The sequence below is a fragment of the Paraburkholderia bannensis NBRC 103871 genome (genome assembly GCF_000685015.1).
GTDB lineage: Bacteria > Pseudomonadota > Gammaproteobacteria > Burkholderiales > Burkholderiaceae > Paraburkholderia > Paraburkholderia bannensis.
The window spans coordinates 192,079-213,825 of the sequence record NZ_BAYA01000015.1 but is presented as its reverse complement, the minus strand read 5'-3'; the positions used below and the strand labels follow the sequence as shown (position 1 = coordinate 213,825).

Genomic DNA, 21,747 nt, shown 5'->3' with positions numbered 1-21,747 from the left:
AAGTTGCATAACAAGGAATCGCGATGACGAAACACTCCATCCATTCGCTACAGATCGGCATGCACTGGTTCCCCGAGCGCGCTGGCGGCCTCGATCGCATGTATTACTCGCTCGTCGGCGCGCTGCCTGGCGCAGGCGTGCAGGTGCGCGGCGTCGTGGCCGGCTCGCCGAAGGTGGCCGAGGACAGCGGCGGCGCGATCCAGGGCTTCGGCTCGGCGGCGCGCGCATTGCCGTTGCGCTTGATGGACGCGCGCCGCGCCTTGCGCCGCGAGATCCGCCGCCATCGTCCGGACGTGATTTCCTCGCACTTCGCGCTGTATACCTTTCCGGGCCTCGACGTCACGCGCGGCATTCCGCAGGTCTCGCACTTCCAGGGGCCGTGGGCCGACGAGAGCTTCGTTGAAGGTGCGGCCACGCTGAGCCAGCGCATCAAGCATTCGCTGGAACAATCGGTGTACGAACGATCGTCGCGCCTGATCGTGCTGTCGAAGGCGTTCGGCGACATTCTCACGAAGCGCTATGCCATCTCGCCCGAGCGCGTGCGCATCGTGCCGGGCTGCGTGGATACGGCGCATTTCGATCCGGCCTGCTCGCAGGGCGAGGCGCGCCTGCGCCTGCAACTGCCGCAGAACCGGCCGATCGTGCTGGCCGTGCGCCGCCTCGTGCGCCGCATGGGCCTGGAAGACCTGATCGACGCGGTGAAGCAGGTCAAGCAGCGCCACCCGGACATTCTGCTGCTGATCGCAGGGCGCGGGCGTCTGGAAGCGGAACTGCAACAACGCATCGACGCGGCGGATCTGACCGATAACGTCAAGCTGCTGGGCTTCGTGCCCGACGCGCATCTGCCGTCGCTCTATCGCGCGGCGACGCTGAGCGTCGTGCCGACCGTGGCGCTGGAAGGCTTCGGCCTCATCACGGTGGAGTCGCTTTCCGCCGGGACGCCGGTGCTGGTGACGCCCGTTGGCGGCCTGCCGGAAGCGGTGGCCGGACTGTCGCCGGATCTCGTGCTGCCGGAAACGGGGGCGGCGGCGATTGCCGAAGGCATCGACGCGGCGCTCTCGGGTCGCATCAAGCTGCCCGATGAGAACGCGTGCAAGGCCTACGCGCGTGAGCACTTCGACAATGCGGTGATCGCAAGGCGCGTCGCCGATGTGTACGCTGAAGCCATTGCAGCGCATTAAATGAAATCGCCGCCCGAAAAGGGCGGCGATTCTTTAACCATTCAAGCAGGCAGGAAAACGAGGTCAGGCAGGACGCAGGCGCGAGCGTGCTTCCTCATACATCCAGCGCAGCGTCGCTTCAATCGGCGTGCGCTTGCTCTCGCCAATCAGCGTCTGCAGCTTCGCATTCGATCCCACCAGATGGCGCACCTCGTTGGCCCGCACGAAACGCGGATCGACGTTCACTTCGATCGCATAACCCGCGATGCGTGACAGCGTCGCCAGCAATTCGCCGAGCGTCCAGCCCGTGCCCGAACAGACGTTCACGGTCTTGCCGCGTGGCGCGACGTCGATAAGCCGGGCATAGGCATCCACGACATCGCGCACATCGGAAAAGTCGCGGCTCACATCGGTGTTGCCAAGCGAGATCGACCGGTCGCCACGTGCGTAATGCTCGACGATCTTGGGCAGCAGAAAGTCGGTGGTCTGGCCCACGCCCGTGTAATTGAACGGACGCGCGATCACCAGCGGCAGTTGCGCATTCCAGCGCTTCGCGACGTATTCCATCGCGAGCTTGCTGACCGCGTAGTCGTTGGCGGGTTGGGGCGCAACGGTTTCGTCGATCACGCCGGGCGTGACGTTGCCATAGACATTCGCGCTGCTGGCGATCAGCACCGCACGCGGCACGTGACGTTGATGCGCGAGCGTGTCCAGCAGGTTGCGCGTGCCCACCACGTTGACGACATAGGTGCGCGCCACATCGCCATCGGCGACATTGGCAACGGCTGCCAGATGCACCACCACGTCGGGCTGCACGGTTTCGATTGCGTGCGCGAGCGCTTCGCGGTCGAGCAGATCGGCGGCAAGCGGCGTCGCGTGACCCGGCAGGTCGCCAGCGCGTTCGGCCTCGCCGGCGCGCACGGTGCCCCAGACCCGGTAGCCGTCCGCCGCGAGGCGGGCCGCCATGTAGCGGCCCGTGAAGCCGTTCACGCCCGTGATGAGCGCGCGCGGCGCAGCGGCCGCGCTGGAAGAATCAGAACGTGTCATGTCGTTCGTTGCGAGCAAGATCTGCCGTGACCATCATCTGGCAGAGCTGTTCAAGCGTGGTTTGCGGTTCCCAGCCGAGTTTGCTGCGCGCCTTGTCGGCATTGCCGATCAGCAGCTCGACTTCGGCGGGGCGGTAAAAACGCGGGCTCACGCGCACCAGCGTGCGGCCCGTCGAGATATCGACGCCCGTTTCGCGTTCGGCGCGGCCCGACCATTCGAGCTGGTAACCGGCGGCGGCGAAGGCCATCGTCACGAAATCGCGCACGGTTTCGGTACGGCCCGTCGCGAGGACATAGGTATCCGGATCGTTGGCTTGCAGCATGCGCCACATGCCTTCGACGTATTCGGAAGCGTAACCCCAGTCGCGCTTCGCGTCCAGGTTGCCGAGCTCCAGCACGTTCTGCTTGCCGAGCTTGATCTTGGCGACGGCGTCGGTAATCTTGCGCGTCACGAATTCACGGCCACGCAGCGGCGATTCGTGATTGAAGAGAATGCCGCTGGTCGCGAAGATATCGTAGGACTCGCGGTAATTGATGGTCGACCAGTGCGCGAACAGCTTGGCGATGCCGTACGGGCTGCGCGGATAGAACGGCGTGTCCTCGCGTTGCGGGACGGCTTGCACCTTGCCGAACATTTCGGAGGTGGAAGCCTGGTAGTAGCGCATGCGCGGATTGATCACGCGGATCGCTTCGAGCAGGTTGAGCGCGCCGATGCCGGTGACTTCGGCGGTCGTGACGGGCTGGTCGAACGACACACCCACGAAGCTCTGGGCGGCGAGGTTGTAGACCTCGGTGGCCTGGGCGCGTTCGAGCAGGCGGATCGTCGAGCCTGCGTCGGTCAGGTCGTGTTCGACGAGTTCGAGTGACGGATGATCGGTGACGCCGAGTTCGTTCATGCGCCAGAAGTTGACCGAACTGGTGCGCCGATACGTGCCCACGACCTGGTAGCCCTTGTCGAGCAGCAGCTTGGTCAGGTATGCGCCGTCCTGGCCGGATACGCCGGTGATGATCGCTTTGCGTCGTTCGTTCATATGTGTGCCTTTGAAGTAGCGAACATGAAGTGGAGTCGGTCTTTCAGGACTGCGAGCTGGTGGCGCTCACGCCGCTGCGTAGCGGGGCAGCGGCAAGGGCGTCGCGACGGGCGGGCCCGCGCGTGAGGCGTTTTTCGAACAGGAGCCAGCTCGCGCTTGCATAGACGAGCGTGATGGCGAGCGCAATCGCGGCGCTCACCGGGCGGCTGTAGTGGAGGGGCCACACCGCGTAAAGAGTCGTGAGGTGAATCAGGTAAATCGTGTAGCTGATGGTGCCGATATAGACGAGCACCGGATGGCAGAGCAGGCGCTTGACCAGCCCCTTCGATTGCAGCGCGAACACCACCGCCGAGGTGCAAAGCACGAGCGATACGCTGTACAGCAGCGCATTCGACAGCGGCGTATTCATGCCGCGAAAACGCGGATAGTGCAGATGCAGCCAGGCCAGCACGGCGAGCGCGGCAAAGAACAGGATCGCTGCGGGCAGCTTGAAACGTTCGAGCGCATTGCGGTCGCGCCGCACGATCACGGCGAGCAGGGCGCCTGCCGCGAGCAGATCCATGCGGAACGGCGTGAGGTAATAGATCGGCCAGTAGGTATCGAACCACGGCGTCGCGACGGCGCGCAGCACGGGCACGATAAAAATAAGCGACGCCGCCACGATGGCGAGCAGCCGTTGCGGCAGCAACAACACGACGAAGGGCCAGAAGATATAGAACTGCTCTTCGACCGCGAGCGACCAGAGGATATTCAGGCTGTCATGGCCGCTCTGGCCCAGCGCATCGCCGATATTGGTCGCGAAGAACGCATACCAGGGCCAGTAACGCGCCCAACCCAGGCCGAACAGCAGCGACGACACGACCATCAGCAGGATGTACGGCGGCAGGATGCGGCGCACGCGGCGCGCGTAAAAGTAGCTGAAATACGACTGCCCGCGCGCCTTGCGCTCCATCAGGATGCCGGTGATCAGGAAGCCGCTCAGCACGAAGAACAGGTCGACGCCCATCCATAGCGGCGCGCGCAAGGCGTGCTGCGCGAATACGGCAAGCACCGCAATGGCCCGCATACCGTCGAGCTGGACGATGCGGTGGGCGTGTTGCGTGGCTTGCGTGTATTGCGGCTGTGGGCTCGCGAGGCTGTTGACGGTCATCGGCTATCCGGTGGTTTGCATGCATGCATAGTCCGAATGATTCTAGAAAGAATTTAATGGGCAAAAACACGGTCAAAAAATCGAAATATATCGATCTGTGATTTTGAAAAACGAATGGATTTTGATTCGGTAAATTCGGCGATTTACAGAATCAGGCCGGAAATTCTTTCCTCTGTACGGTCAACTGTAAGCGGCGCTTTCGTGCGCGGGGCGGGCGCTTGCTGCGCTGCGCCATTTATTTCGCATTTAAGCGGCAAGTCGTTCAAAAGACATCAAAAATCATTGAATTTTTTTGAATTATTTTCGGATTTTGTGGGGTCATTTTTCTTCGGGAATGTACGGCATGATCCAGCCAGATTGCCGTCACCACGGAGGAATTGCCCTTGCCGTTTCCGATTCCCGACCGCCGCATGCGCAGGACGCTGGCACTTGCCGCGTTGAGCGCGTTCGCCTGTACCTCATCGGTGCAGACGATTGCCGCGCCGCAACTGAATGTGACGTCCTCGTGGATCGGTAACACCTATGGTTACGGTCAGGGGACGTGGATGCAGATTAACGTCACCGCGATTGCCGTCACGCCGGAAGGCAAGGTCTATACGGACGCGCCGTGGGACGAAAGCGGCGGCGAAATCAGCGCGTACCAGGACGGCAAGGCACTCGGCTTTGCCGGGGGTACGCACGGTTGGGGCGGGCAGGGCGGCAACGCCGTGGCCGTCAATCATCGCTTCCTGTATGCGGCGGTGGGCGTGGGCAACGAGAAGGGCCACCTGGTGGGCAGCGGCATATGGCCGGACAAGGGCCGCCAGTGGTTCGGCATCACGCGCAGGCCTCTTGATGAGCCCAAGCGCGCTGCAGCCTTCCAGGCGTCGCCCCAGCCGCTCAATCCGCATGCGCAACTTGCCGGCGCGTTCCTCAAGATCGCCGATGTGCCGACAGGCACGCAGCCGGGCATCGGCGGCCTTGCCGCGACCGATGCGCTGCTCTATGTGAGCAACACGGCGATGAACCGCATCGAGGTCTATGACGCCAACTCGATGCAGCGCAAGTCGCAATTCGATGTGCATGAGCCGGGCCGCATTGCGATTGCGGGCGACGGCACGCTCTGGGTGCTCACGGGCACCGCGACCGATCGCGCGCCGCGCGTGGCGCACTATTCCGCCGATGGCAAGCCGATGAGCGAAACGTTCGAGTTGCCAACGGATTCGGTGGCCGTCGATCTCGCGGTCGATCCTTCGCAACGCATCCTGGTTGCGGACAACGGGCCGCGTCAGCAGATCCTCATTTACTCGCGCGGCGGCAAGGGCTACACGCAAAGCGGCACGCTGGGCGAGCGCGGCGGCATTTTCTCGGGCGTGGCGGGACGTCCCGGCCCGGGGCGCTTCAACGGCCTGACCGGCGTGGGCGCGGACGCGAAGGGCAACATCTACGTTTCGACCAACGGCATCGGGCCGCGTCACGACACCATCGGCGCGGGCCTGGGCGCGACGCTCGAAAGCTATACGCCCGAGGGCAAGCGACTGTGGAACCTCGAAGGCCTGCTGTTCGTGGACGGCGCATGGATGGATCCGGCGCGCCCCAACAGCGTCTATACCGGTAACAAGCGCTTCGAACTCGACCTGTCGAAGCCGCCGGGCCAGGACTGGAAATACGCAGGATTCCTGTCGAACCGGTTCAAGTATCCGGACGACCCGGTTTTCCATACCGATCAGTGGCCGGGACTGCCGACCGCGCGCTCGTTGAACGGCCATACGTTCCTGTACCTCACGGACATGTACGCCGATCACCTCAAGATCTATCGCTTCGATGCCCAACGCGACGGCGAGGTGGCGATTCCTTCGGGCTTCCTCGCGGGCCGCGAGCGCCCGGTGATGCATGTGCCTAACGCACCGCCTGGCGGCGACTGGATCTGGCGCGACACCAACGGTAACGGCGCTTTCGACAGCGACGAGTTCACGCGCAATCCGGGCCGCGAAAAGCTGGGTGGCGGCTGGGGCTGGTGGATCGACACGCGCGGAGATATCTGGCGCGCGCGCGATGAAAAAGGTATCTGGCGCTGGCGCTTCGGCGGGCTCGATGCAAAGGGCAATCCGGTCTACAGCTACGACAAGCTGGACAAATACGACATTCCCGCGCCCTTCACCGAGGTGCATCGCGCGATCTACGAGCCGGAAACCGACACGCTCTACGTGACGGGCTATACGGCCGATGCGCCGCACGATCCGGGCTTCTGGAAAGAGGCGGGCCGTGTGCTGGTGCGTTACGACAAGTGGGCGAGCGGCCATCCGGAGCAGCGCTACATGCTGCGCCTGCCCTGGGATCCGAAGGCGAAGCCGCCGGTCACGCCCGCCGGTCTGACCGTGGAAGGACGCTACATCTTCGTCGTGGAGCCCGCAGGCGGCGTCCACGTCTACGACAAGGATTCCGCGAAGGAGACCGGCACGTTCGGCCCCGGCGCGGAAGTGGGCAATACCTCGGGCTGGGTGGACGTGCCGTTCGGCATTACCGCGCATCGCCAGCCCAACGGCGAATACCTGATCTTCGTCGAGGAAGACGCACGCGGCAAGGTGCTCATGTACCGCTGGAAGCCGGCTTAAGGCCCGCACGCTACAGGAAACCGCATGGATAAAGGCTTATTACGCAACGTCGGGATCAATCTTGTCGGGCTCGTGCTGCCGACATTTGTATCGCTGGTCACGGTGCCGACGTACATCAAGATGCTTGGCGTCGAACGCTATGGCGTGATCGCACTGGTCTGGACGCTGATCGGCTATTTCAGCGTGCTCGATCTGGGCATGAGCATGGCCGCGCAGAACCATATTTCGAAGGCCTACGCATCGAAAGACACCGAGGCCTGCGAGCGCGTGTTCTGGAGCGCGTTCTGGCTCAACTTCACGACCGGTGCAATCGGCGGCCTGCTGATCTACACGGGCGGCGCCTTGTATACGGCGTATTTCACGCACGTCACGCCCGAGTTGCGCCATGAGGTCTATCTCGCGCTGCCGTGGCTCGCGGTCGCCATTCCCATCGCCAACGTGTCGTGGGTGTTCGCGGGCGCGATCAACGGCGCGGAGCGATTCGGCATTTACAACACCAACCAGACGCTTGGCACCTTCCTGTTCCAGTTGCTGCCGCTGGCCGCTGCGTGGGCAATTGCGCCGAACCTGCAAACGGTGCTGGCCGCCGCCGTGCTCGCGCGTCTTTTCGCGGGCCTGCTGCTGGGCCGCTCGGCGTTGCGGGTGCTCGGCATCCGGAAGATTCGCGGGCCGCGCTTCGATACCTCGAAGGCGCTGTTCAACTTCGGCGGCTGGATGCTGGTCGCGAGCATCACGACGATGGTGGCCGATTCGCTCGACCGCATGATGCTGGGCGCGGGTCTGGGCGCGCGTTTCGTGACCTATTACACGGTGCCGCAGAACCTCGTGACGCGCCTGAACATGGTGCCCAACGCACTGGTGCGCACGCTGTTTCCGCGTCTGTCCGCCTTGCGTCGCGAGCACGCGGACGAGATCGCCGCGCAGTCGCTGCAGTTCCTCAACGCCGTGTTCACGCCGGTCGCCATCGGCGCAATCGTCGTGCTGGAGCCGTTCCTGCGCGTGTGGGTGGGCCCGGTGATCGCCGAACATGGCGCGCCGGTGGGGCGCTTCCTGATCGTCGCCGTCTGGTTGATCGGTCAGGCCGGCGTCACGCGCATCCTGATCCAGTCGCAGAACAATCCCGCCGCCGCCGCGCGCGTGGGGCTCATCGAGTTGCCGCTGTTCGCTGGGCTGTTGTGGCTCGGCATCGACCGCTTCGGCCTGCCCGGCGCGGCGGCTGCGGTGTTGTTCCGCTCGCTGTTCGACTACGTAGTTTTGCTGTGGCTTTCGCGCATTCATAGCCGCGCGATTGTCGTCGATATGTTTGCACACCTGAGTTTCCTGGCTGCCGCGCTTGCAATCGCGTGGTGGCTGCCGGACGCGCTGTATGCGATCGGTGCGGGCGTCGTGCTGGCCCTTGCCAACTGCGTCTGGTCGGTGGCAACCACGCCGGTGTTGCGTGGTTATGTCCGTTCCCTCCTGTTTCGACTAAATTCACGGAAAAGCGCATGAGTCACGAACTGATCGACGAAGCGGCGCCGTCCGGACGCGCCGCCGTGCCGCTGCAACGGCGCGATAATCTGTCCACCGCGCGCGGCGAGCTGCGTGCCGTGAACACCACCACGAGCACCCACACGCCCGATGGAGCGCGCGACGCAAAACGTGGCCCGCGCGTGGCCATCGTGCACGACTGGCTCGTCACCTATGCGGGCGCCGAGCGCGTGCTGGAGCAGATCATCGACTGCTTCCCGGACGCGGATCTGTTCTCGGTGGTCGATTTCGTCGATGACAAAGACCGCGGCTTCCTGCGCGGCAAGCGCGCGACGACCTCGTTCATCCAGCGGCTGCCGAAGGCGCGCACGCGCTATCGCGCGTATCTGCCCTTCATGCCGCTGGCCATCGAGCAGCTCGACGTCTCGGGCTACGACGTGGTGATTTCCAGCTCGCACGCCGTCGCCAAGGGCGTGCTGACCGGGCCGGATCAATACCACATCAGCTATGTGCATTCGCCGATCCGCTATGCGTGGGATCTCCAGCATCAATATCTGCAGGAGTCGAAACTGACGCGCGGGCCGAAATCAATGCTCGCACGGCTGATTCTTCATTACATCCGCAACTGGGACGTGCGCACGGCCAATTCGGTCGACCAGTTCGTGGCGAATTCCGAATTCATCGCGCGACGCATCCACAAGGTCTATCAGCGCGATGCGGACGTGGTGTATCCGCCCGTCGACGTCGATTCGTTCGAACTGGAAACGCACAAGGAAGACTTCTATCTGACCGCTTCGCGGCTCGTGCCGTACAAGAAGATCGACCTGATCGTCGAAGCGTTCGCGCGTATGCCGGACAAGCGCCTCGTCGTGATTGGCGATGGCCCGGACATGCAGAAGGTGCGTGCGAAAGCCGGCCCGAATGTCGAGGTAATGGGCTACCAGCCGTTCTCGGTGCTGCACGACCGTATGCGCCGCGCAAAGGCATTTGTCTTTGCGGCGGAAGAGGACTTCGGCATTTCGGTGGTCGAAGCCCAGGCCTGCGGCACGCCCGTGATTGCGTATGGCAAGGGCGGCGCGCTCGAAACCGTGCGCGATACGGGTTCGCGTCCCACGGGCCTGTTCTTCGAGGAGCAGCGCGCGGACGCGATCATCGCTGCGGTCGACGCTTTCGAGCGCGATCCCAAACGTTTTCGCGCCGAGGATTGTCGCGAGAATGCCGAGCGCTTTTCATCGGCGCATTTCCGCGAGCAGTTCTTTGCACGCGTTGCGCGTGCGGTGCCCGCGATTGCCGCCGCTGGCCCCGCGTATCGCGATCCACAGCGCCAGCAGGACGATATCGACGCCGCTGCGCTGGAAAGCGCGCCGCGCGTGCTGGCGATCGACCAAAGCGGCGTGCTGGGCGGCGCGGAACTGTCGCTGCTCGAAGTCGTGAAGGGCTTGCGTGCGCGCATCGAAGTGCTGCTGTTCAACGACGGGCCGTTCCGCGAAGCGCTGGACGCAGCGGGCGCGCGCGTGGACGTGGTCGATTCGGGCGCGCTGCGCAATGTGCGCCGCGACGGCGGCGCGGTGCCGAAGCTTGGCGTGATCGCAGGCGTGGCCGCACTGGTGCGCGAAACGCGCCGCCGTGCGCGCGGCGCCGACGTGCTCTATGCCAACACGCAACGCGCCATGGTGATTGGCGTGCTGGCCGGCAAGCTCGCGCGCAAGCCGGTGGTCTGGCATTTGCGCGACATCGTCAGCGACGAGCATTTCGGGCGCGTGCAGCGCGCGATCATCAAGGGCTGCGCGAAGCTCGGCCTGGCTCACGTGATCGCAAATTCGCATGCGTCGGCGCAGGTGTTTGCTGACCTGACGAAATTCAATGCCGACCGTATCGACGTCGTGCACAACGGCGTGGATGAATCGCCGTTCCGCGCGCTTGCGCGCGTGCCGAAGGAGCAGTTGCGCGCACAGATTGGTCTGCCGCAGCGGGCGTTTCTGGTGGGCGCATTTAGCCGCCTCGCGCGCTGGAAGGGGCAGCATGTGCTGCTCGAAGCGTTGCTGCACGAACCGCGCGCGCATGCCGTATTCGTCGGTTCGGCGTTGTTCGGCGAGGACGAGTACGCGCAAGAGTTGCGCGATTTCGTCGTCAAGCACGAATTGCAGGATCGTGTTCACTTTCTCGGTTTCCGTCATGACATTGCGGCCTGCATGCGCGCGATGGACGTGATCGCCCATACGTCGATCACGCCAGAGCCGTTTGGCCGTGTCGTGGTCGAAGGCATGCTTGCGCAGCGGCCCGTGGTGGCCTCGCGCGATGGCGGCGTGAAGGAGATCGTCGAGCACGGCAAGAGTGGCCTGCTGTGCACGCCCGGTGACGCGCTGGCGCTGGCAGGCACGATTGCTACGCTGCACGACGACGAAGCACTGCGCGAGCGGCTGGCGCGTAACGGCCTGGTGGTCGCGCGTGAGCGCTTCGGCAAGGAACAGTATGTCGAAGCGGTCGGGCGCGTGCTGGATGGCGTGGTGACGCGTGGCCGTTAAACGCGCGCGCAGCAGGGTTCAGGGAGAAGCGGGTAAAAAGGCGGGTAAAAAGAAGCGGGCGTAAAAAAAGCGGGGCCGCCGGATGGGCGGCCCCGCTTGTTTTTGGGGTGTCGGTTGTTGTGTGCTCAGGCGTTGGTCAAGCCGCGCGCTTGCGCAGACGGGCCGCGACGTTCAGTGCAGGACGCTCGAACAGTCGATAGAAGACCCACGCAACCGGCAGCACGGCGAGCGTGAAGCCAAACGATGCCCAGATCGAAGTCTGCAGTTCCGAGCGGAACAGCAGCGAGCCAAGCAGCACGAAAAGCGGCAGGTGAATCAGGTAGAGCGAATAGCTGAATTCGCCGAGCTTCGAAAACACCGGCAGCAGCACGCCGCCCGTTGCGAGCGGTCGCGAGAGCGCCTTCACCAGGTAGCAGGCAAATGCGCAGGCCCAGAGCTGGAACGCGCCGTACTGTCCGAAGTGGAACGCGACGCAACCGGCCACGGCAAACGCGGCAGCGGCTACATAGGCGAAGCGGAAACCTTCGGAGCCGCGCAAACGCGCTTCGGCAATCCACGCGCCGAGCATCCACGAGAACCAGTACGAGGTGAAGAACACGATGTCGTGCGGCGCGAGCGTCAACGCCGAAACCACGTTGATGGCAGCGACGCCGGCCAGCACCGCGTTGAAGCCGACGCGGCGGCGCACGGCAAACAGCAGCGGGTAGAGCAGATAGAACTGCACTTCGAGCGACAAAGTCCAGAGCGCGCCATTGGAGCCGTAGGTCTTGCCTGCTATGCCCTGCAGCGAGAAGAGATTGACGAGGAAGGCCTGCGGGCCGATATCGAGAATCTTGTGGCTCACGGGCGTCATCGTCAGGCTGATCGAATCGGCCACGAATGTGAGCGCGAGCGCGGCGAGCAGCACCGGATAGATCCGCACGAGGCGGCGCAGCCAGAACTGCCCGGCGTCGAGCCGATAGTCAGGATTGGCTAGCAAACGTGCTGCGCCGCTGCGGTGGATGCAGTAGCCGCTGATGACAAAAAAAATCGGCACGCCCGCCGATCCCCAGGCAATCGGGAACGTCAGCCACGCGGCGATCGTGCCGGGGCTGGCAAGACGCTCGTGCATTTGATGGAACGCGCCCATGCCGATCCACGTGACCTGGCGGCAATGAAAATAAGCCACCAGCAGGGCGGCAAAGCCGCGCAGTGCGTCGATCAGGTGGTCGCCTGCGATGGCCGTGGCCCCGCTTGAAGGCCGTGCGGCGGCGGGCATGACCGATGCAGGGCGGGGCGTGGAGAGAGGGGAATCGAGTGCGGGATCGCTCATCGTTAAGGTCGCATAGTGATCGTGCAGGTGTCGTGCTGGGGTCGTCCCTGTGGCCGGGATGGCGCTCGTGGCTGCTCGTGGCCGCTCGTGGCCGCTCGTGGCTATGAGGGGAGGCTACTTCACGATCATAGGGATCCCGCGCGCGGAAAATATGCAAAAGTTTTTCAAAAAGTATTCACGGTGCTTATGTGGCGGAAAAACAAAAATCGCTAATCGCATCGAAATACCGCATCGAAATCGGGAAATAAAACCTTGTAACCAGAAAGCGATTTATTTGTTCAATTTGAACTGCTAGTTTTAAGGGGATCGCCTATGGTCGATGGAGAATTCGATGAACCTGCATTTGCTGGCCGGCATAGCCGTGCTATTGATACTCGTCGGGGTATCGGCGTATCGCGAGGCGCTGCGCAATGAGCCTATCCGGCGCTCGCGCACGCAGGCGGCACGCTTGCCGCCCGCAGACGAAGTCGAGTAGACAGCGAGGCCGCGCGCGCATGACTCATCGGTCATGCGCCGCGACTCCAGACCGATCGAAGCCGGATCAGGAAATTCATGCCGATTATCCAGAGTGCATGGCAATAATTGCCGTTGCCATGCCGCCGCGCACGATTGGTTTCGCATTCTGAATTTTTTTCGTTTCTTTATTGCGGAAATGGAAATACGGTAAAAGGAAGCAGTACGAAGCGCAATGTTGCCGACGCATTCAATATAAAAACTGCCCAACAGAACCCTCGGGGACGCCGGCTTGCCTTGCTGCGAGACCGTTACTCAAACGATCGAACTGGGAATGGAACATCATGCTAAAAGTAACCAAAGCGGTATTTCCTGTCGCTGGCCTCGGTACGCGCTTTCTGCCCGCCACCAAGGCTAGCCCGAAGGAAATGCTGCCGATCGTCGACAAGCCGCTGATTCAGTACGCGGTGGAAGAGGCGATCGCCGCCGGCATCACCGAAATGATTTTCGTGACCGGCCGCAGCAAACGCGCCATCGAAGATCATTTCGACAAGTCGTACGAGATCGAAGCCGAACTCGAAGCGCGCAACAAGCAGAAGCTGCTCGACGTCGTGCGCAGCATCAAGCCCAGCAATGTCGATTGCTTCTATGTGCGCCAGGCCGAAGCACTCGGCCTCGGCCATGCCGTGCTGTGCGCGGAAAAGCTCGTGCAGGGCAGCCCGTTCGCCGTGATCCTCGCGGACGACTTGCTTTACAGCCCGAAGCCCGTGATGAAGCAACTCGTGGATACCTTCAACCACTATCACAGCTCGGTCGTGGGCGTGGAGTCGATCCCGCGCGAGAACAGCGCGTCGTACGGCATCGTGGATGGCCGCGAGTGGGAAGAGGATGTGTTCAAGCTCTCGGGCATTGTCGAAAAGCCCGCGCCGGAAGTCGCGCCGTCGAATCTCGGCGTGGTGGGCCGTTACGTGCTGATGCCGACGATCTTCGATCATCTGCGCGCGCTGAAGCCGGGCGCAGGCGGCGAGCTGCAACTCACCGACGCGTTGCAATCGCTGCTCACGGACGAGCAGGTGCTGGCCTATCGCTACATGGGCACGCGCTTCGATTGCGGCAGCAAGATCGGCTATCTGAAGGCCACCGTGGAATTCGCGCTGCGTCACCCGGAGGTGAAGGACGAATTCGAGGCCTATCTGCACAATCATCTGCCGCAGGCGCTGGCCGCCGCGGCTTGAGATTGAGCGTCATGTAAGCTGGAAGGCGGCGCGCGCTGCAATAGCGTGCGATAGCGTGAAATCGCGTGCGCCGCCCCGTTTCAAGCGTGCTTTTGCCAGAACGCGCGCTGCACTCGCATCACGTCGTCCTCCACATCGGCTACGGGGCCGATCAAATCGACACGCTTCTGGCAGTGATCGAATACATAACGCGACGACACGCTCATCGTGGGATTTTCCGCGTGATTGCCCGTCGCTTCCAGCAGCCGTTCCTCCGTCATGCCGAACACCACCCGGCCGATATTGGCCCAGTAGGCCGTGCCCGCGCACATGCAGCACGGCTCGACTGAGGTATAGAGCGTGCAGCCCCAGAGATAGTCCGCACTGAAATTCATGGCGGCGATGCGTGCGAGCACGGCCTCCGCGTGATTAACGGTGTCCACGTTGCCTTGCTCGATCAGCACGGTCTCGTGGTCGGGGCCGACGAGGATCGCTCCGAACGGATGGTGGCCGAACGACGCGGCCCGTTCGCCCACGGCCGCCGCGCGGCGCAGGTGGCGCACGATCTGTTCGTGCGTCGGCGCGCCATGCGGTGCGGCCTGGGTGTCCGTGCTCGTCTTCATCTGCCGTCTCCTGTTTGTTTTTAGCCCTTGATTTCAGGCTTATTTCGGCACCGTGCCGTCCACGCCCTCGACGAACCAGTTCAGGCGCAGCAAATCGGCATCGGCCAGCGACTTGCCCGCTGCGACGCGGACCGTGCCGCCCTGATCCTTGATCGGGCCGGCGAACGGATCGAACTTGCCGGCGATGATTTCGTCGCGCTTGGCGGCCAGCGCTTTTTGCGCGGTCGGCGAAACCGCGTCGGTATTGATATCGGCGAGGTCGATGGCTTTTTCCTTGAGGCCCCACCATACCGGCGCATTGGTCCAGGTGCCCGCCATGACCTGCTGGACGAGGTGCGAGTAATAGACGCCCCAGTTGCTCACGCACGCGCCCAGTTGCGCGTTCGGGCCGAACTTCTTCATGTCCGAGTCCCAGCCGAAGGCGTGGACTTTTTTCTGCTCGGCGGTCTGCATCGTCGCGGTGGAATCGGTGTTCTGGATCAGCACGTCCGCGCCCTGGCCGATCAGCGTCTCGGCGGCCTGCTTTTCGCGGCCCGGATCGAACCAGCTATTGATCCACAGTACCTTGACCGTGGCTTTCGGATTCACTGAGCGCGCGCCCATCGTGAAGGCGTCGATGTTGCGCACGACTTCAGGCACCGGCACCGAGCCGACAAAACCCAGCGTATTGGTTTTGGTGGTGTAGCCCGCTACCAGGCCAGCGAGATACGCGCTCTGATAGGTGCGCACGTCATAGGTCGCGAAGTTCGGGGCTTTCTTGTAGCCGGTCGCGTGCATGAAGACCGCGTCGGGATAGTCCCTGGCGACCTTTAATTCGAAGTCCTGAAATCCAAAGCTGGAGCCGACGATGATCTTGTTGCCCTTCGCGGCCAGGTCGCGGAACACGCGTTCCGAGTCGGCCGATTCCGGGACGTTCTCGACGCGCGTGACCTTGATCTTGTCGCCGTACTGCGCCTCGACCGCTTTCACGCCTTGTTCGTGGGCGAACGTCCAGCCCGCGTCGCCGGGGTTGCCGAGGTAGACGAAGGCGACGCCCACGGGCGGCGTGGCGGCGTGGCCGATGCCGCTCGTCAGCGCGGCGAACAGGGCGGTGAGGACGGTGGCGCAGGCGCGGCGAACGCGCGTCTTGGGTGCTTTCATGGGTTCTCCGGAAAAGGGCAAAAAATCGTGCGATGGAGCCATCTTCCGAAGCCAAATATTGGGGAAATATTTGCTGCCGTTATCGTCTGTATAACAATTTTCATATGAAAGGTGCGGACGGCAGCGGGCCAGGCCCATAGTGGGCTGGCGGGGCGGGCACGCCGTATGCTGCCCATCCACGGTTTTGCGTGCATCGCGCGGCCTGCTGGCCAGCCTGGGGCGACGCACGCTGTCTTGCCAGGCGTCGCCGCAGCGCGCAAAGAGCGCGTAGCGTCCAGGCGGCGCGTGGAACCTGCACAATCCGGCACAGGCTTGCTGCGCAAGCGGCGCGTGTGCCCACCAAGGAGAAGCGGCCATGACCAGGCATCCCGTGGCAGGCAGTGACCATCCCGTTCCGGCTGGCGCGCAATGCGTCGGCGCATGCGATCCGAGCGAACATTTCAACGTCGTGCTGATCCTGCGTCGCCAGGACGAAGCGGGCTTTCGCGCGCTGGTGGACGGCATCACGGCGGGCGCCAAGGGCGCGCAGCCGGTTTCGCGCGCCGACTACGAACAGCGCTTCGGCGCTTCGGCGGCCGATATCCAGCGCGCCGAGACGTTCGCGAAGGCGCACGGCCTCGCGGTCGTGAAGGCCGATGCGGGCGCGCGGCGCGTCGTGTTGTCGGGCACGGTGCAGCAGTACAACGACGCGTTCGGCGTCGATCTCCAGCGTTTCGAGCATCAGGTCGGCACGCTCAAGCAGCATTTTCGCCAGCCGGTTGGCCCGGTGCATCTGCCGGACGACATGCACGACATCGTCACGGCGGTCGTCGGCCTCGACAGCCGCGCGAAGGTTCAGCCGCATTTCCGCATCGAGTCGAGCCCGACGGGCGACGGGGCCGTACATGCGCCGATCCGCGCCGCGCGCGCCGTAAGCCGCTCGTTTACGCCGCTGCAACTAGCCGATCTTTACGGCTTCCCGGACGGCGACGGCAAGGGCCAATGCATCGCGCTCATCGAAATGGGCGGCGGCTACGCGAAGTCCGATCTACAGGCCTACTTCGGCGCACTAGGCGTGGCGCAACCGAATGTGCAGGACGTGTCCGTCGACCAGATGAAGAACGCGCCCACTGGCGACCCGAACGGCCCGGACGCCGAAGTCACGCTGGACGTGGAGATCGCGGGGGCGCTCGCGCCCGCGGCGCTGATCGCCGTCTATTTCGCGCCCAACAGCGAGGCCGGTTTCGTCAACGCGGTGAGCGCCGCGCTGCACGACAGCCAGCGTAAGCCCTCGGTCATTTCGATCAGCTGGGGCGCGCCGGAATCGTCGTGGTCGCAGCAGTCGCTGGGCGCACTCAACGACGCGCTGCAGACCGCCGTGGCGCTGGGCGTGACGGTCTGCGCGGCGTCGGGCGACAGCGGCTCGTCGGATGGCGTGAGCGATGGCGCAGATCACGTCGATTTCCCGGCGTCGAGCCCGTACGCGCTCGGTTGCGGCGGCACGCACGTGGCGGCCGCGAACGGGCGCATCTCCAGCGAGACAGTCTGGAGCAGCGGGGCAGACGGCGCGAGCGGCGGCGGCGTGAGCATGACCTTCGCGCTGCCCGCGTGGCAAAAGGGCCTGCGGCTGGTGCGGGCGAACGGCGGCGCGGGCGCGCTGGTGCGGCGCGGCGTGCCCGATGTGGCCGCCGACGCGGATCCGGCGACCGGCTATGCCGTGCACATCGGCGGCGCGGATACCGTAGTTGGGGGCACCAGCGCCGTCGCGCCGCTGTGGGCCGCGCTGATCGCGCGCATCAACGCGAACGGCGGCAAGTCGGCGGGCTTCGTCAACGCAAAGCTCTATGCGCAGGCCAGCGCCTTCAACGACGTCACGAGCGGCAGCAACGGCGATTACGCCGCCGCGCCGGGCTGGGACGCATGCACGGGGCTGGGCACGCCGGTGGGCAGCAAGGTGGCCGCTGCGCTTGCATAGGGCGTTCCATGGCGGAGCGGTATAGCATCGGCGAGGGCGTGCAGCTTCGCCGGTGCGCGCCCGGTAGGGCTGGCTTCCTGTTTCCAATGGTATCCGAGGCGCTTCGGGCGTTTCCGAAGCGAAACACGCGCATCGTCAACGTGTCTGGTGCATGGCGGTGCGTACCAAGAGCAAGGAGACGACATGAACGACGAGGCTCATTCCACTAACGGAAACGGCCATGCGCCCGCGCCGGCCAGCGGCAACGGCAAGCACCGCAGCCCGGCCGACCAGCCGTGCTTCGATCCCACCGCTTACGGCAACGGCCCCGACGACTTCGTCACCGACATGACCGAAAACGCGGCGATCACGCATCACGCGATCCAGATTGGCAGCGAAGCGATCGCCTATACCGCGACGGCGGGCCACCTTGTCACCGTCGACCCGAGCAGTTCGCAGCCCAACGCCAAGATCTTCTACGTGGCCTTCACCAAAGACGGCGTGCAGGCGCAGGATCGTCCGGTCACCTTTTTCTACAACGGCGGGCCGGGATCGTCGTCGGTGTTCGTGCTGCTCGGCTCGTTCGCGCCCAAACGCATCAAGACGTCGATGCCGGGATTCACGCCGCCCGCGCCTTATACGCTCGAAGACAACCCGGACAGCCTGCTTGACCGCAGCGACCTTATTTTCATCAATCCGGTGGGGACGGGCTATTCGGCGGCAGTCGCGCCGCATCACAACCGCGATTTCTGGGGCGTCGATCAGGACGCGGATTCGCTCAAGCAGTTCATCAAGCGCTATCTGAGCGCGAACGATCGCTGGAATTCGCCTAAATTTCTTTATGGCGAATCGTATGGCACGGCGCGTAGCTGCGTGCTGGCGTACCGGCTGCATGAAGACGGCGTCGACCTGAATGGCATCACGCTGCAATCGTCGATTCTCGATTACACGCAAAGCGGCAATCCGGTGGGCGCGCTGCCCACGGCGGCTGCCGATGCGTGGTACCACAAGCGCCTGGGCGTGCAGCCCGCGCCTAAGGATCTGGGTACGTTTGCGGCGCAGGTTGCGCAGTTCGCGCGCACGGATTACATGAGCGCGCTCGAAAAATTCCCGGATCCGAAGAACAAGGCAATTCCTGCCATGCTCAAGACGCTCTCGCAATACACGGGCATCGATACGCAGACCCTTGAGTCCTGGAACCTCGACATTGCGGCTTACGACAGCCGTGGCAATTCACTGTTTCTCACGACGCTGCTCAAGGACAAGGGCATGGCGCTCGGCTCGTACGACGGTCGCGTGACGGCCATCGATACGGGCATTGCCGGCAATATCGACCCGAACTCAGGCGGCAACGATCCGACCATGACGGCGGTGAGCGGCGTCTACACGGCGATGTGGAACAGCTACCTGAACGAGCAACTCAAGTTCCGCACCAATTCCTCGTTTACGGATCTCAACGATCAGGCCTTCAAGAACTGGGATTTCGGCCATATCGATCCGACCGGCGCCCAGAAGGGCACGGACGCGCAGGGCAATATCGTGCTTTACACGGCGGGCGACCTGGCCGCCGTCATGGCGCTGAATCCCGATTTGCGCGTGCTGTCCGCGAACGGTTATTACGATTTCGTCACGCCGTTTTATCAGACCGTGATCGATTTGCAGAAGATGCCGCTACTCGACCAGAAAGTGCGCAATAACCTGAGCGCGCGTTTTTATCCATCGGGGCACATGGTCTATCTGGACGGTGCGTCGCGCACCGCGCTCAAGGCCGATCTGGCCCGGCTCTACCAGAGCGCGGTGACCGACCGCCCGGCGATTGCCCGCATCCGCGCGTTGCAGCGCATGAGCACGATGAGCGCGATGCATCACTAAAGCAGGGCTGCGCGGCGCTAGTCGAGGCGTCCGCGCGCCATCGCCTCCAGGCACGCGCGCGCATCGCCCTGGACGATGCGCGCCGCGCAGGCGATCATCAGATTCTTTGGCAGCCCGAAGTCTTCCACCAGGTAACCACGTTCGCAAACGCGTCCTTGCGCGCCAGGCTGTGCAGGCACGCGTTCGATCAGCGCGCCTTGATCCGTTGTGTAAGCCCAGATTTCCTTGCCGAGCGCTGCGGCGTAGCCAATCTCGAACGCCGTGCCCGAGTCCGGTTCGCCCGGCCCGCGGAAGTCGTCGACGTTGGCCATGACGATATCGGCGCTGCGGATCGCGTCGATATTGGCGCGATAGATCCACGCCGCCTGACGCGGGCCGTCCAGGTCGGCGGGCACCTGGGCGTCAAGCGGATAAAGCCCTTCAAAACCAAATTCCGCGCAGGCAGCGACGAGGCGCGCGCCGTGTTCGACGGCGTCGAGGCGGAACACGTCGAATCCCGCTAGATAGACGCGCGGGCGGCGAGGCGAAGCGGCAAGAGTCATCACGTGTGTGCCTCCAGGCGAGTGTTGCGATATGAGCGTGAATACCGTGAAACCCGAACGTCGATTCTAGCCCGCCGCCGCTCGCCTATGCAGTTTGGGCCAGTCTTACGAATGGTTGACAGCCCAGAAGGCAGGCGGCTAGCATCATGCCGTTTGCATGGTGCGCGTGCGACCGGTAACATCCGGAGCTGCCAGCCGCGCATCGACAACATGTAGAAGACGCAGCGTTCACGGCCCGATTTTTCCGGCGCTCGCCGGGCTGCCCGGGCAACACCATGTGGAGACCATGAATACAATCGCCAGCGGCCTGTCCAGCGCCGCACAACAACAACTCGAATCGCGGGCCTATGCAAAGGCCACGTTGCGCCTGTTGCCCTTTCTGTTTCTTTGCTACGTCGCGGCCTACCTGGATCGCGTGAACGTGGGCTTCGCGAAGCTGCAAATGCTCAGCGACCTGCAGTTCAGCGAGACCGTTTACGGCCTTGGCGCGGGCATTTTCTTTATCGGCTATTTTTTCTTCGAAGTCCCGAGCAATCTGCTGATGCACAAGGTGGGCGCGCGCGTGTGGATCGCGCGCATCATGCTTACATGGGCGGTGATTTCGGCGGCTTCTCTGTTCGTCACGACGCCCACGCAGTTCTATATCGTGCACTTCCTGCTGGGCGTGGCCGAAGCGGGCTTCTTCCCCGGCATCGTGCTTTACCTGACTTACTGGTTCCCCGCCGCACGGCGCAGCCGCATGAATGCGCTGTTCATGATCGGCATTCCGGTCGCGGGCGTGCTGGGCGGCCCGCTTTCGGGCTGGATTCTCGCGGCCTTCGATGGACGTGACGGCTGGGCAAGCTGGCAGTGGCTGTTCCTCATCGAGGCCGTGCCGTCGTTCGTGCTGGGCATCGTCACGCTGTTCTATCTGCCCAACAGCATTCGCGCGGCGAAATGGCTGACGAACGAAGAACGCGCGGTGCTCGAAAAGAACATCGAACTCGATCAGGCTGGCAAGGGCCATGCGTCGGTGGCATCGGTGTTCGGCAATGGCCGCGTGTGGCTGATGGCGGGCATCTACTTCTGCTGCATGATGGGTCTTTACGGCATCAGCTTCTATCTGCCGACGCTCATCAAGGCGAGCGGCGTGAAGAATGCGCTCGATGTGGGGCTGCTGACTGCAATTCCTTATGGTTGCGCCGTGTTCAGCATGTTGTTCGTGGCGAAGAGCGCGGATCGTCACGGCGAGCGCCGCTGGCACTTCGCGATTGCAGCGTTTGCATCGGCGCTGGGGCTGTATTTCAGCACGGTGTTCGCGAGCAATGTGCCGCTTGCGATGCTCGCGCTGTCGGTGGGCGCGGCGGGCATGCTGGCGACCATGCCGGTGTTCTGGGCGTGGCCGAGCGCGATTCTTGCGGGCGGCTCGGCCGCGGCGGCGATCGGCATGATCAATTCGATCGGCAATCTGGCGGGATTCGTGAGCCCGTCGATCATCGGCTGGATGAAGGACGTCACGCACAGCACCAACGCGGGCATGTATTGCGTGGCGGCGGCGATGGCGCTCGGCGCGGCGCTTGCACTCCTGCAACCGAAGGAGATCGTCACCAGCGAGGCGCAGCGCGGCGTTTGATGTATTCGCCCTGAAACTGGAAAAGCAGCGGGATGCACCCGCTGCTTTTTTTTCGCCCGGATTTTTTCAT

At 63.6% G+C, this 21,747-nt stretch carries 16 protein-coding genes; 9 read left to right on the top strand and 7 right to left on the bottom strand.

Going from position 1 to position 21,747, the window contains the following annotated elements; all coding sequences use genetic code 11:
• The first annotated feature begins 23 nt into the window (after positions 1-23).
• A complete protein-coding gene (locus BBA01S_RS23235) occupies positions 24-1,181 on the top strand; it encodes a glycosyltransferase family 4 protein (protein ID WP_027818554.1) in 1,158 nt (385 codons plus the stop codon).
• 63 nt (positions 1,182-1,244) lie between these two features.
• Here BBA01S_RS23235 and BBA01S_RS23230 read toward each other — a convergent pair whose 3' ends face one another.
• From BBA01S_RS23230 to BBA01S_RS23220, 3 genes are read right to left on the bottom strand one after another with little or no spacing between them, the layout of a single operon-like run.
• The gene (locus BBA01S_RS23230) at positions 1,245-2,207 is read right to left on the bottom strand and encodes an NAD-dependent epimerase/dehydratase family protein (RefSeq protein ID WP_027818553.1); all 963 of its coding nucleotides are present in this window, start codon (positions 2,205-2,207) and stop codon (positions 1,245-1,247) included.
• A complete protein-coding gene (gene gmd, locus BBA01S_RS23225; RefSeq protein WP_027818552.1) occupies positions 2,194-3,237 on the bottom strand; it encodes a GDP-mannose 4,6-dehydratase in 1,044 nt (347 codons plus the stop codon). The genes BBA01S_RS23230 and gmd overlap by 14 nt, the downstream gene beginning before the upstream one ends.
• Positions 3,238-3,280: 43 nt before the next feature.
• A complete protein-coding gene (locus BBA01S_RS23220; RefSeq protein WP_407668332.1) occupies positions 3,281-4,303 on the bottom strand; it encodes an acyltransferase family protein in 1,023 nt (340 codons plus the stop codon).
• Positions 4,304-4,797: 494 nt separating this feature from the next.
• On the opposite strand from BBA01S_RS23220, the gene BBA01S_RS23215 reads away from it, so the two are divergent.
• From BBA01S_RS23215 to BBA01S_RS23205, 3 genes are read left to right on the top strand one after another with little or no spacing between them, the layout of a single operon-like run.
• The gene (locus BBA01S_RS23215; protein WP_027818550.1) at positions 4,798-6,981 is read left to right on the top strand and encodes an NHL repeat-containing protein; all 2,184 of its coding nucleotides are present in this window, start codon (positions 4,798-4,800) and stop codon (positions 6,979-6,981) included.
• A gap of 24 nt (positions 6,982-7,005) precedes the next feature.
• Complete coding sequence (locus BBA01S_RS23210; protein ID WP_027818549.1) at positions 7,006-8,472, top strand: flippase; 1,467 nt, start codon at positions 7,006-7,008, stop codon at positions 8,470-8,472.
• The gene (locus tag BBA01S_RS23205; protein WP_027818548.1) at positions 8,469-10,976 is read left to right on the top strand and encodes a glycosyltransferase family 4 protein; all 2,508 of its coding nucleotides are present in this window, start codon (positions 8,469-8,471) and stop codon (positions 10,974-10,976) included. Before BBA01S_RS23210 ends, BBA01S_RS23205 begins: the two co-directional genes overlap by 4 nt.
• 136 nt (positions 10,977-11,112) lie before the next feature.
• Here the strand turns inward: BBA01S_RS23205 and BBA01S_RS23200 are convergent, their stop codons facing one another.
• On the bottom strand, positions 11,113-12,288 hold the full coding sequence (locus tag BBA01S_RS23200) for an acyltransferase family protein (protein WP_027818547.1): 1,176 nt from the start codon (positions 12,286-12,288) through the stop codon (positions 11,113-11,115).
• A 331-nt stretch (positions 12,289-12,619) separates the two neighbouring features.
• On the opposite strand from BBA01S_RS23200, the gene BBA01S_RS47630 reads away from it, so the two are divergent.
• Together BBA01S_RS47630 and galU are read left to right on the top strand one after the other, a co-directional pair.
• Positions 12,620-12,763 carry a hypothetical protein gene (locus BBA01S_RS47630; RefSeq protein WP_167336034.1) on the top strand — a complete coding sequence of 48 codons (144 nt, stop codon included), beginning with the start codon at positions 12,620-12,622 and terminating at the stop codon, positions 12,761-12,763.
• Positions 12,764-13,085: 322 nt separating this feature from the next.
• Positions 13,086-13,976: a UTP--glucose-1-phosphate uridylyltransferase GalU gene (galU, locus tag BBA01S_RS23190; protein ID WP_027818546.1), complete on the top strand. Its 891-nt coding sequence runs from the start codon at positions 13,086-13,088 to the stop codon at positions 13,974-13,976.
• Positions 13,977-14,056: 80 nt separating this feature from the next.
• On the opposite strand, the gene BBA01S_RS23185 is transcribed toward galU, so the two are convergent.
• Both BBA01S_RS23185 and BBA01S_RS23180 read right to left on the bottom strand, forming a co-directional pair.
• A complete protein-coding gene (locus BBA01S_RS23185) occupies positions 14,057-14,578 on the bottom strand; it encodes a nucleoside deaminase (RefSeq protein WP_027818545.1) in 522 nt (173 codons plus the stop codon).
• A gap of 39 nt (positions 14,579-14,617) precedes the next feature.
• Positions 14,618-15,718, bottom strand: a complete 1,101-nt coding sequence (locus BBA01S_RS23180; protein WP_084162455.1) for a BMP family ABC transporter substrate-binding protein — start codon at positions 15,716-15,718, stop codon at positions 14,618-14,620.
• A gap of 355 nt (positions 15,719-16,073) precedes the next feature.
• On the opposite strand from BBA01S_RS23180, the gene BBA01S_RS23175 reads away from it, so the two are divergent.
• Together BBA01S_RS23175 and BBA01S_RS23170 are read left to right on the top strand one after the other, a co-directional pair.
• A complete protein-coding gene (locus BBA01S_RS23175; RefSeq protein ID WP_027818543.1) occupies positions 16,074-17,672 on the top strand; it encodes a S53 family peptidase in 1,599 nt (532 codons plus the stop codon).
• Between the two features lie 183 nt (positions 17,673-17,855).
• On the top strand, positions 17,856-19,523 hold the full coding sequence (locus BBA01S_RS23170) for a S10 family peptidase (RefSeq protein WP_027818542.1): 1,668 nt from the start codon (positions 17,856-17,858) through the stop codon (positions 19,521-19,523).
• A gap of 17 nt (positions 19,524-19,540) precedes the next feature.
• On the opposite strand, the gene BBA01S_RS23165 is transcribed toward BBA01S_RS23170, so the two are convergent.
• Positions 19,541-20,065, bottom strand: a complete 525-nt coding sequence (locus tag BBA01S_RS23165; RefSeq protein ID WP_027818541.1) for a nucleoside 2-deoxyribosyltransferase — start codon at positions 20,063-20,065, stop codon at positions 19,541-19,543.
• A gap of 286 nt (positions 20,066-20,351) precedes the next feature.
• On the opposite strand from BBA01S_RS23165, the gene BBA01S_RS23160 reads away from it, so the two are divergent.
• The gene (locus tag BBA01S_RS23160) at positions 20,352-21,677 is read left to right on the top strand and encodes an MFS transporter (protein WP_027818540.1); all 1,326 of its coding nucleotides are present in this window, start codon (positions 20,352-20,354) and stop codon (positions 21,675-21,677) included.
• Positions 21,678-21,747: the final 70 nt, after the last annotated feature.

Excerpts from the sequence above, each read along its gene's own strand:
- BBA01S_RS23205 (WP_027818548.1), top strand. The coding sequence starts at position 8,469 with ATGAGTCACGAACTGATCGACGAAGCGGCGCCGTCCGGACGCGCCGCC.
- BBA01S_RS23235 (WP_027818554.1), top strand. The coding sequence starts at position 24 with ATGACGAAACACTCCATCCATTCGCTACAGATCGGCATGCACTGGTTC.
- BBA01S_RS23175 (WP_027818543.1), top strand. The coding sequence starts at position 16,074 with ATGACCAGGCATCCCGTGGCAGGCAGTGACCATCCCGTTCCGGCTGGC.
- BBA01S_RS47630 (WP_167336034.1), top strand. The coding sequence starts at position 12,620 with ATGAACCTGCATTTGCTGGCCGGCATAGCCGTGCTATTGATACTCGTC.
- BBA01S_RS23230 (WP_027818553.1), bottom strand. The coding sequence starts at position 2,207 with ATGACACGTTCTGATTCTTCCAGCGCGGCCGCTGCGCCGCGCGCGCTC.
- BBA01S_RS23215 (WP_027818550.1), top strand. The coding sequence starts at position 4,798 with ATGCGCAGGACGCTGGCACTTGCCGCGTTGAGCGCGTTCGCCTGTACC.
- galU (WP_027818546.1), top strand. The coding sequence starts at position 13,086 with ATGCTAAAAGTAACCAAAGCGGTATTTCCTGTCGCTGGCCTCGGTACG.
- BBA01S_RS23185 (WP_027818545.1), bottom strand. The coding sequence starts at position 14,578 with ATGAAGACGAGCACGGACACCCAGGCCGCACCGCATGGCGCGCCGACG.
- BBA01S_RS23220 (WP_407668332.1), bottom strand. The coding sequence starts at position 4,303 with ATGCGGGCCATTGCGGTGCTTGCCGTATTCGCGCAGCACGCCTTGCGC.
- BBA01S_RS23165 (WP_027818541.1), bottom strand. The coding sequence starts at position 20,065 with ATGACTCTTGCCGCTTCGCCTCGCCGCCCGCGCGTCTATCTAGCGGGA.
- BBA01S_RS23200 (WP_027818547.1), bottom strand. The coding sequence starts at position 12,288 with ATGAGCGATCCCGCACTCGATTCCCCTCTCTCCACGCCCCGCCCTGCA.
- BBA01S_RS23170 (WP_027818542.1), top strand. The coding sequence starts at position 17,856 with ATGAACGACGAGGCTCATTCCACTAACGGAAACGGCCATGCGCCCGCG.
- BBA01S_RS23210 (WP_027818549.1), top strand. The coding sequence starts at position 7,006 with ATGGATAAAGGCTTATTACGCAACGTCGGGATCAATCTTGTCGGGCTC.
- BBA01S_RS23180 (WP_084162455.1), bottom strand. The coding sequence starts at position 15,718 with ATGAAAGCACCCAAGACGCGCGTTCGCCGCGCCTGCGCCACCGTCCTC.
- gmd (WP_027818552.1), bottom strand. The coding sequence starts at position 3,237 with ATGAACGAACGACGCAAAGCGATCATCACCGGCGTATCCGGCCAGGAC.
- BBA01S_RS23160 (WP_027818540.1), top strand. The coding sequence starts at position 20,352 with ATGAATACAATCGCCAGCGGCCTGTCCAGCGCCGCACAACAACAACTC.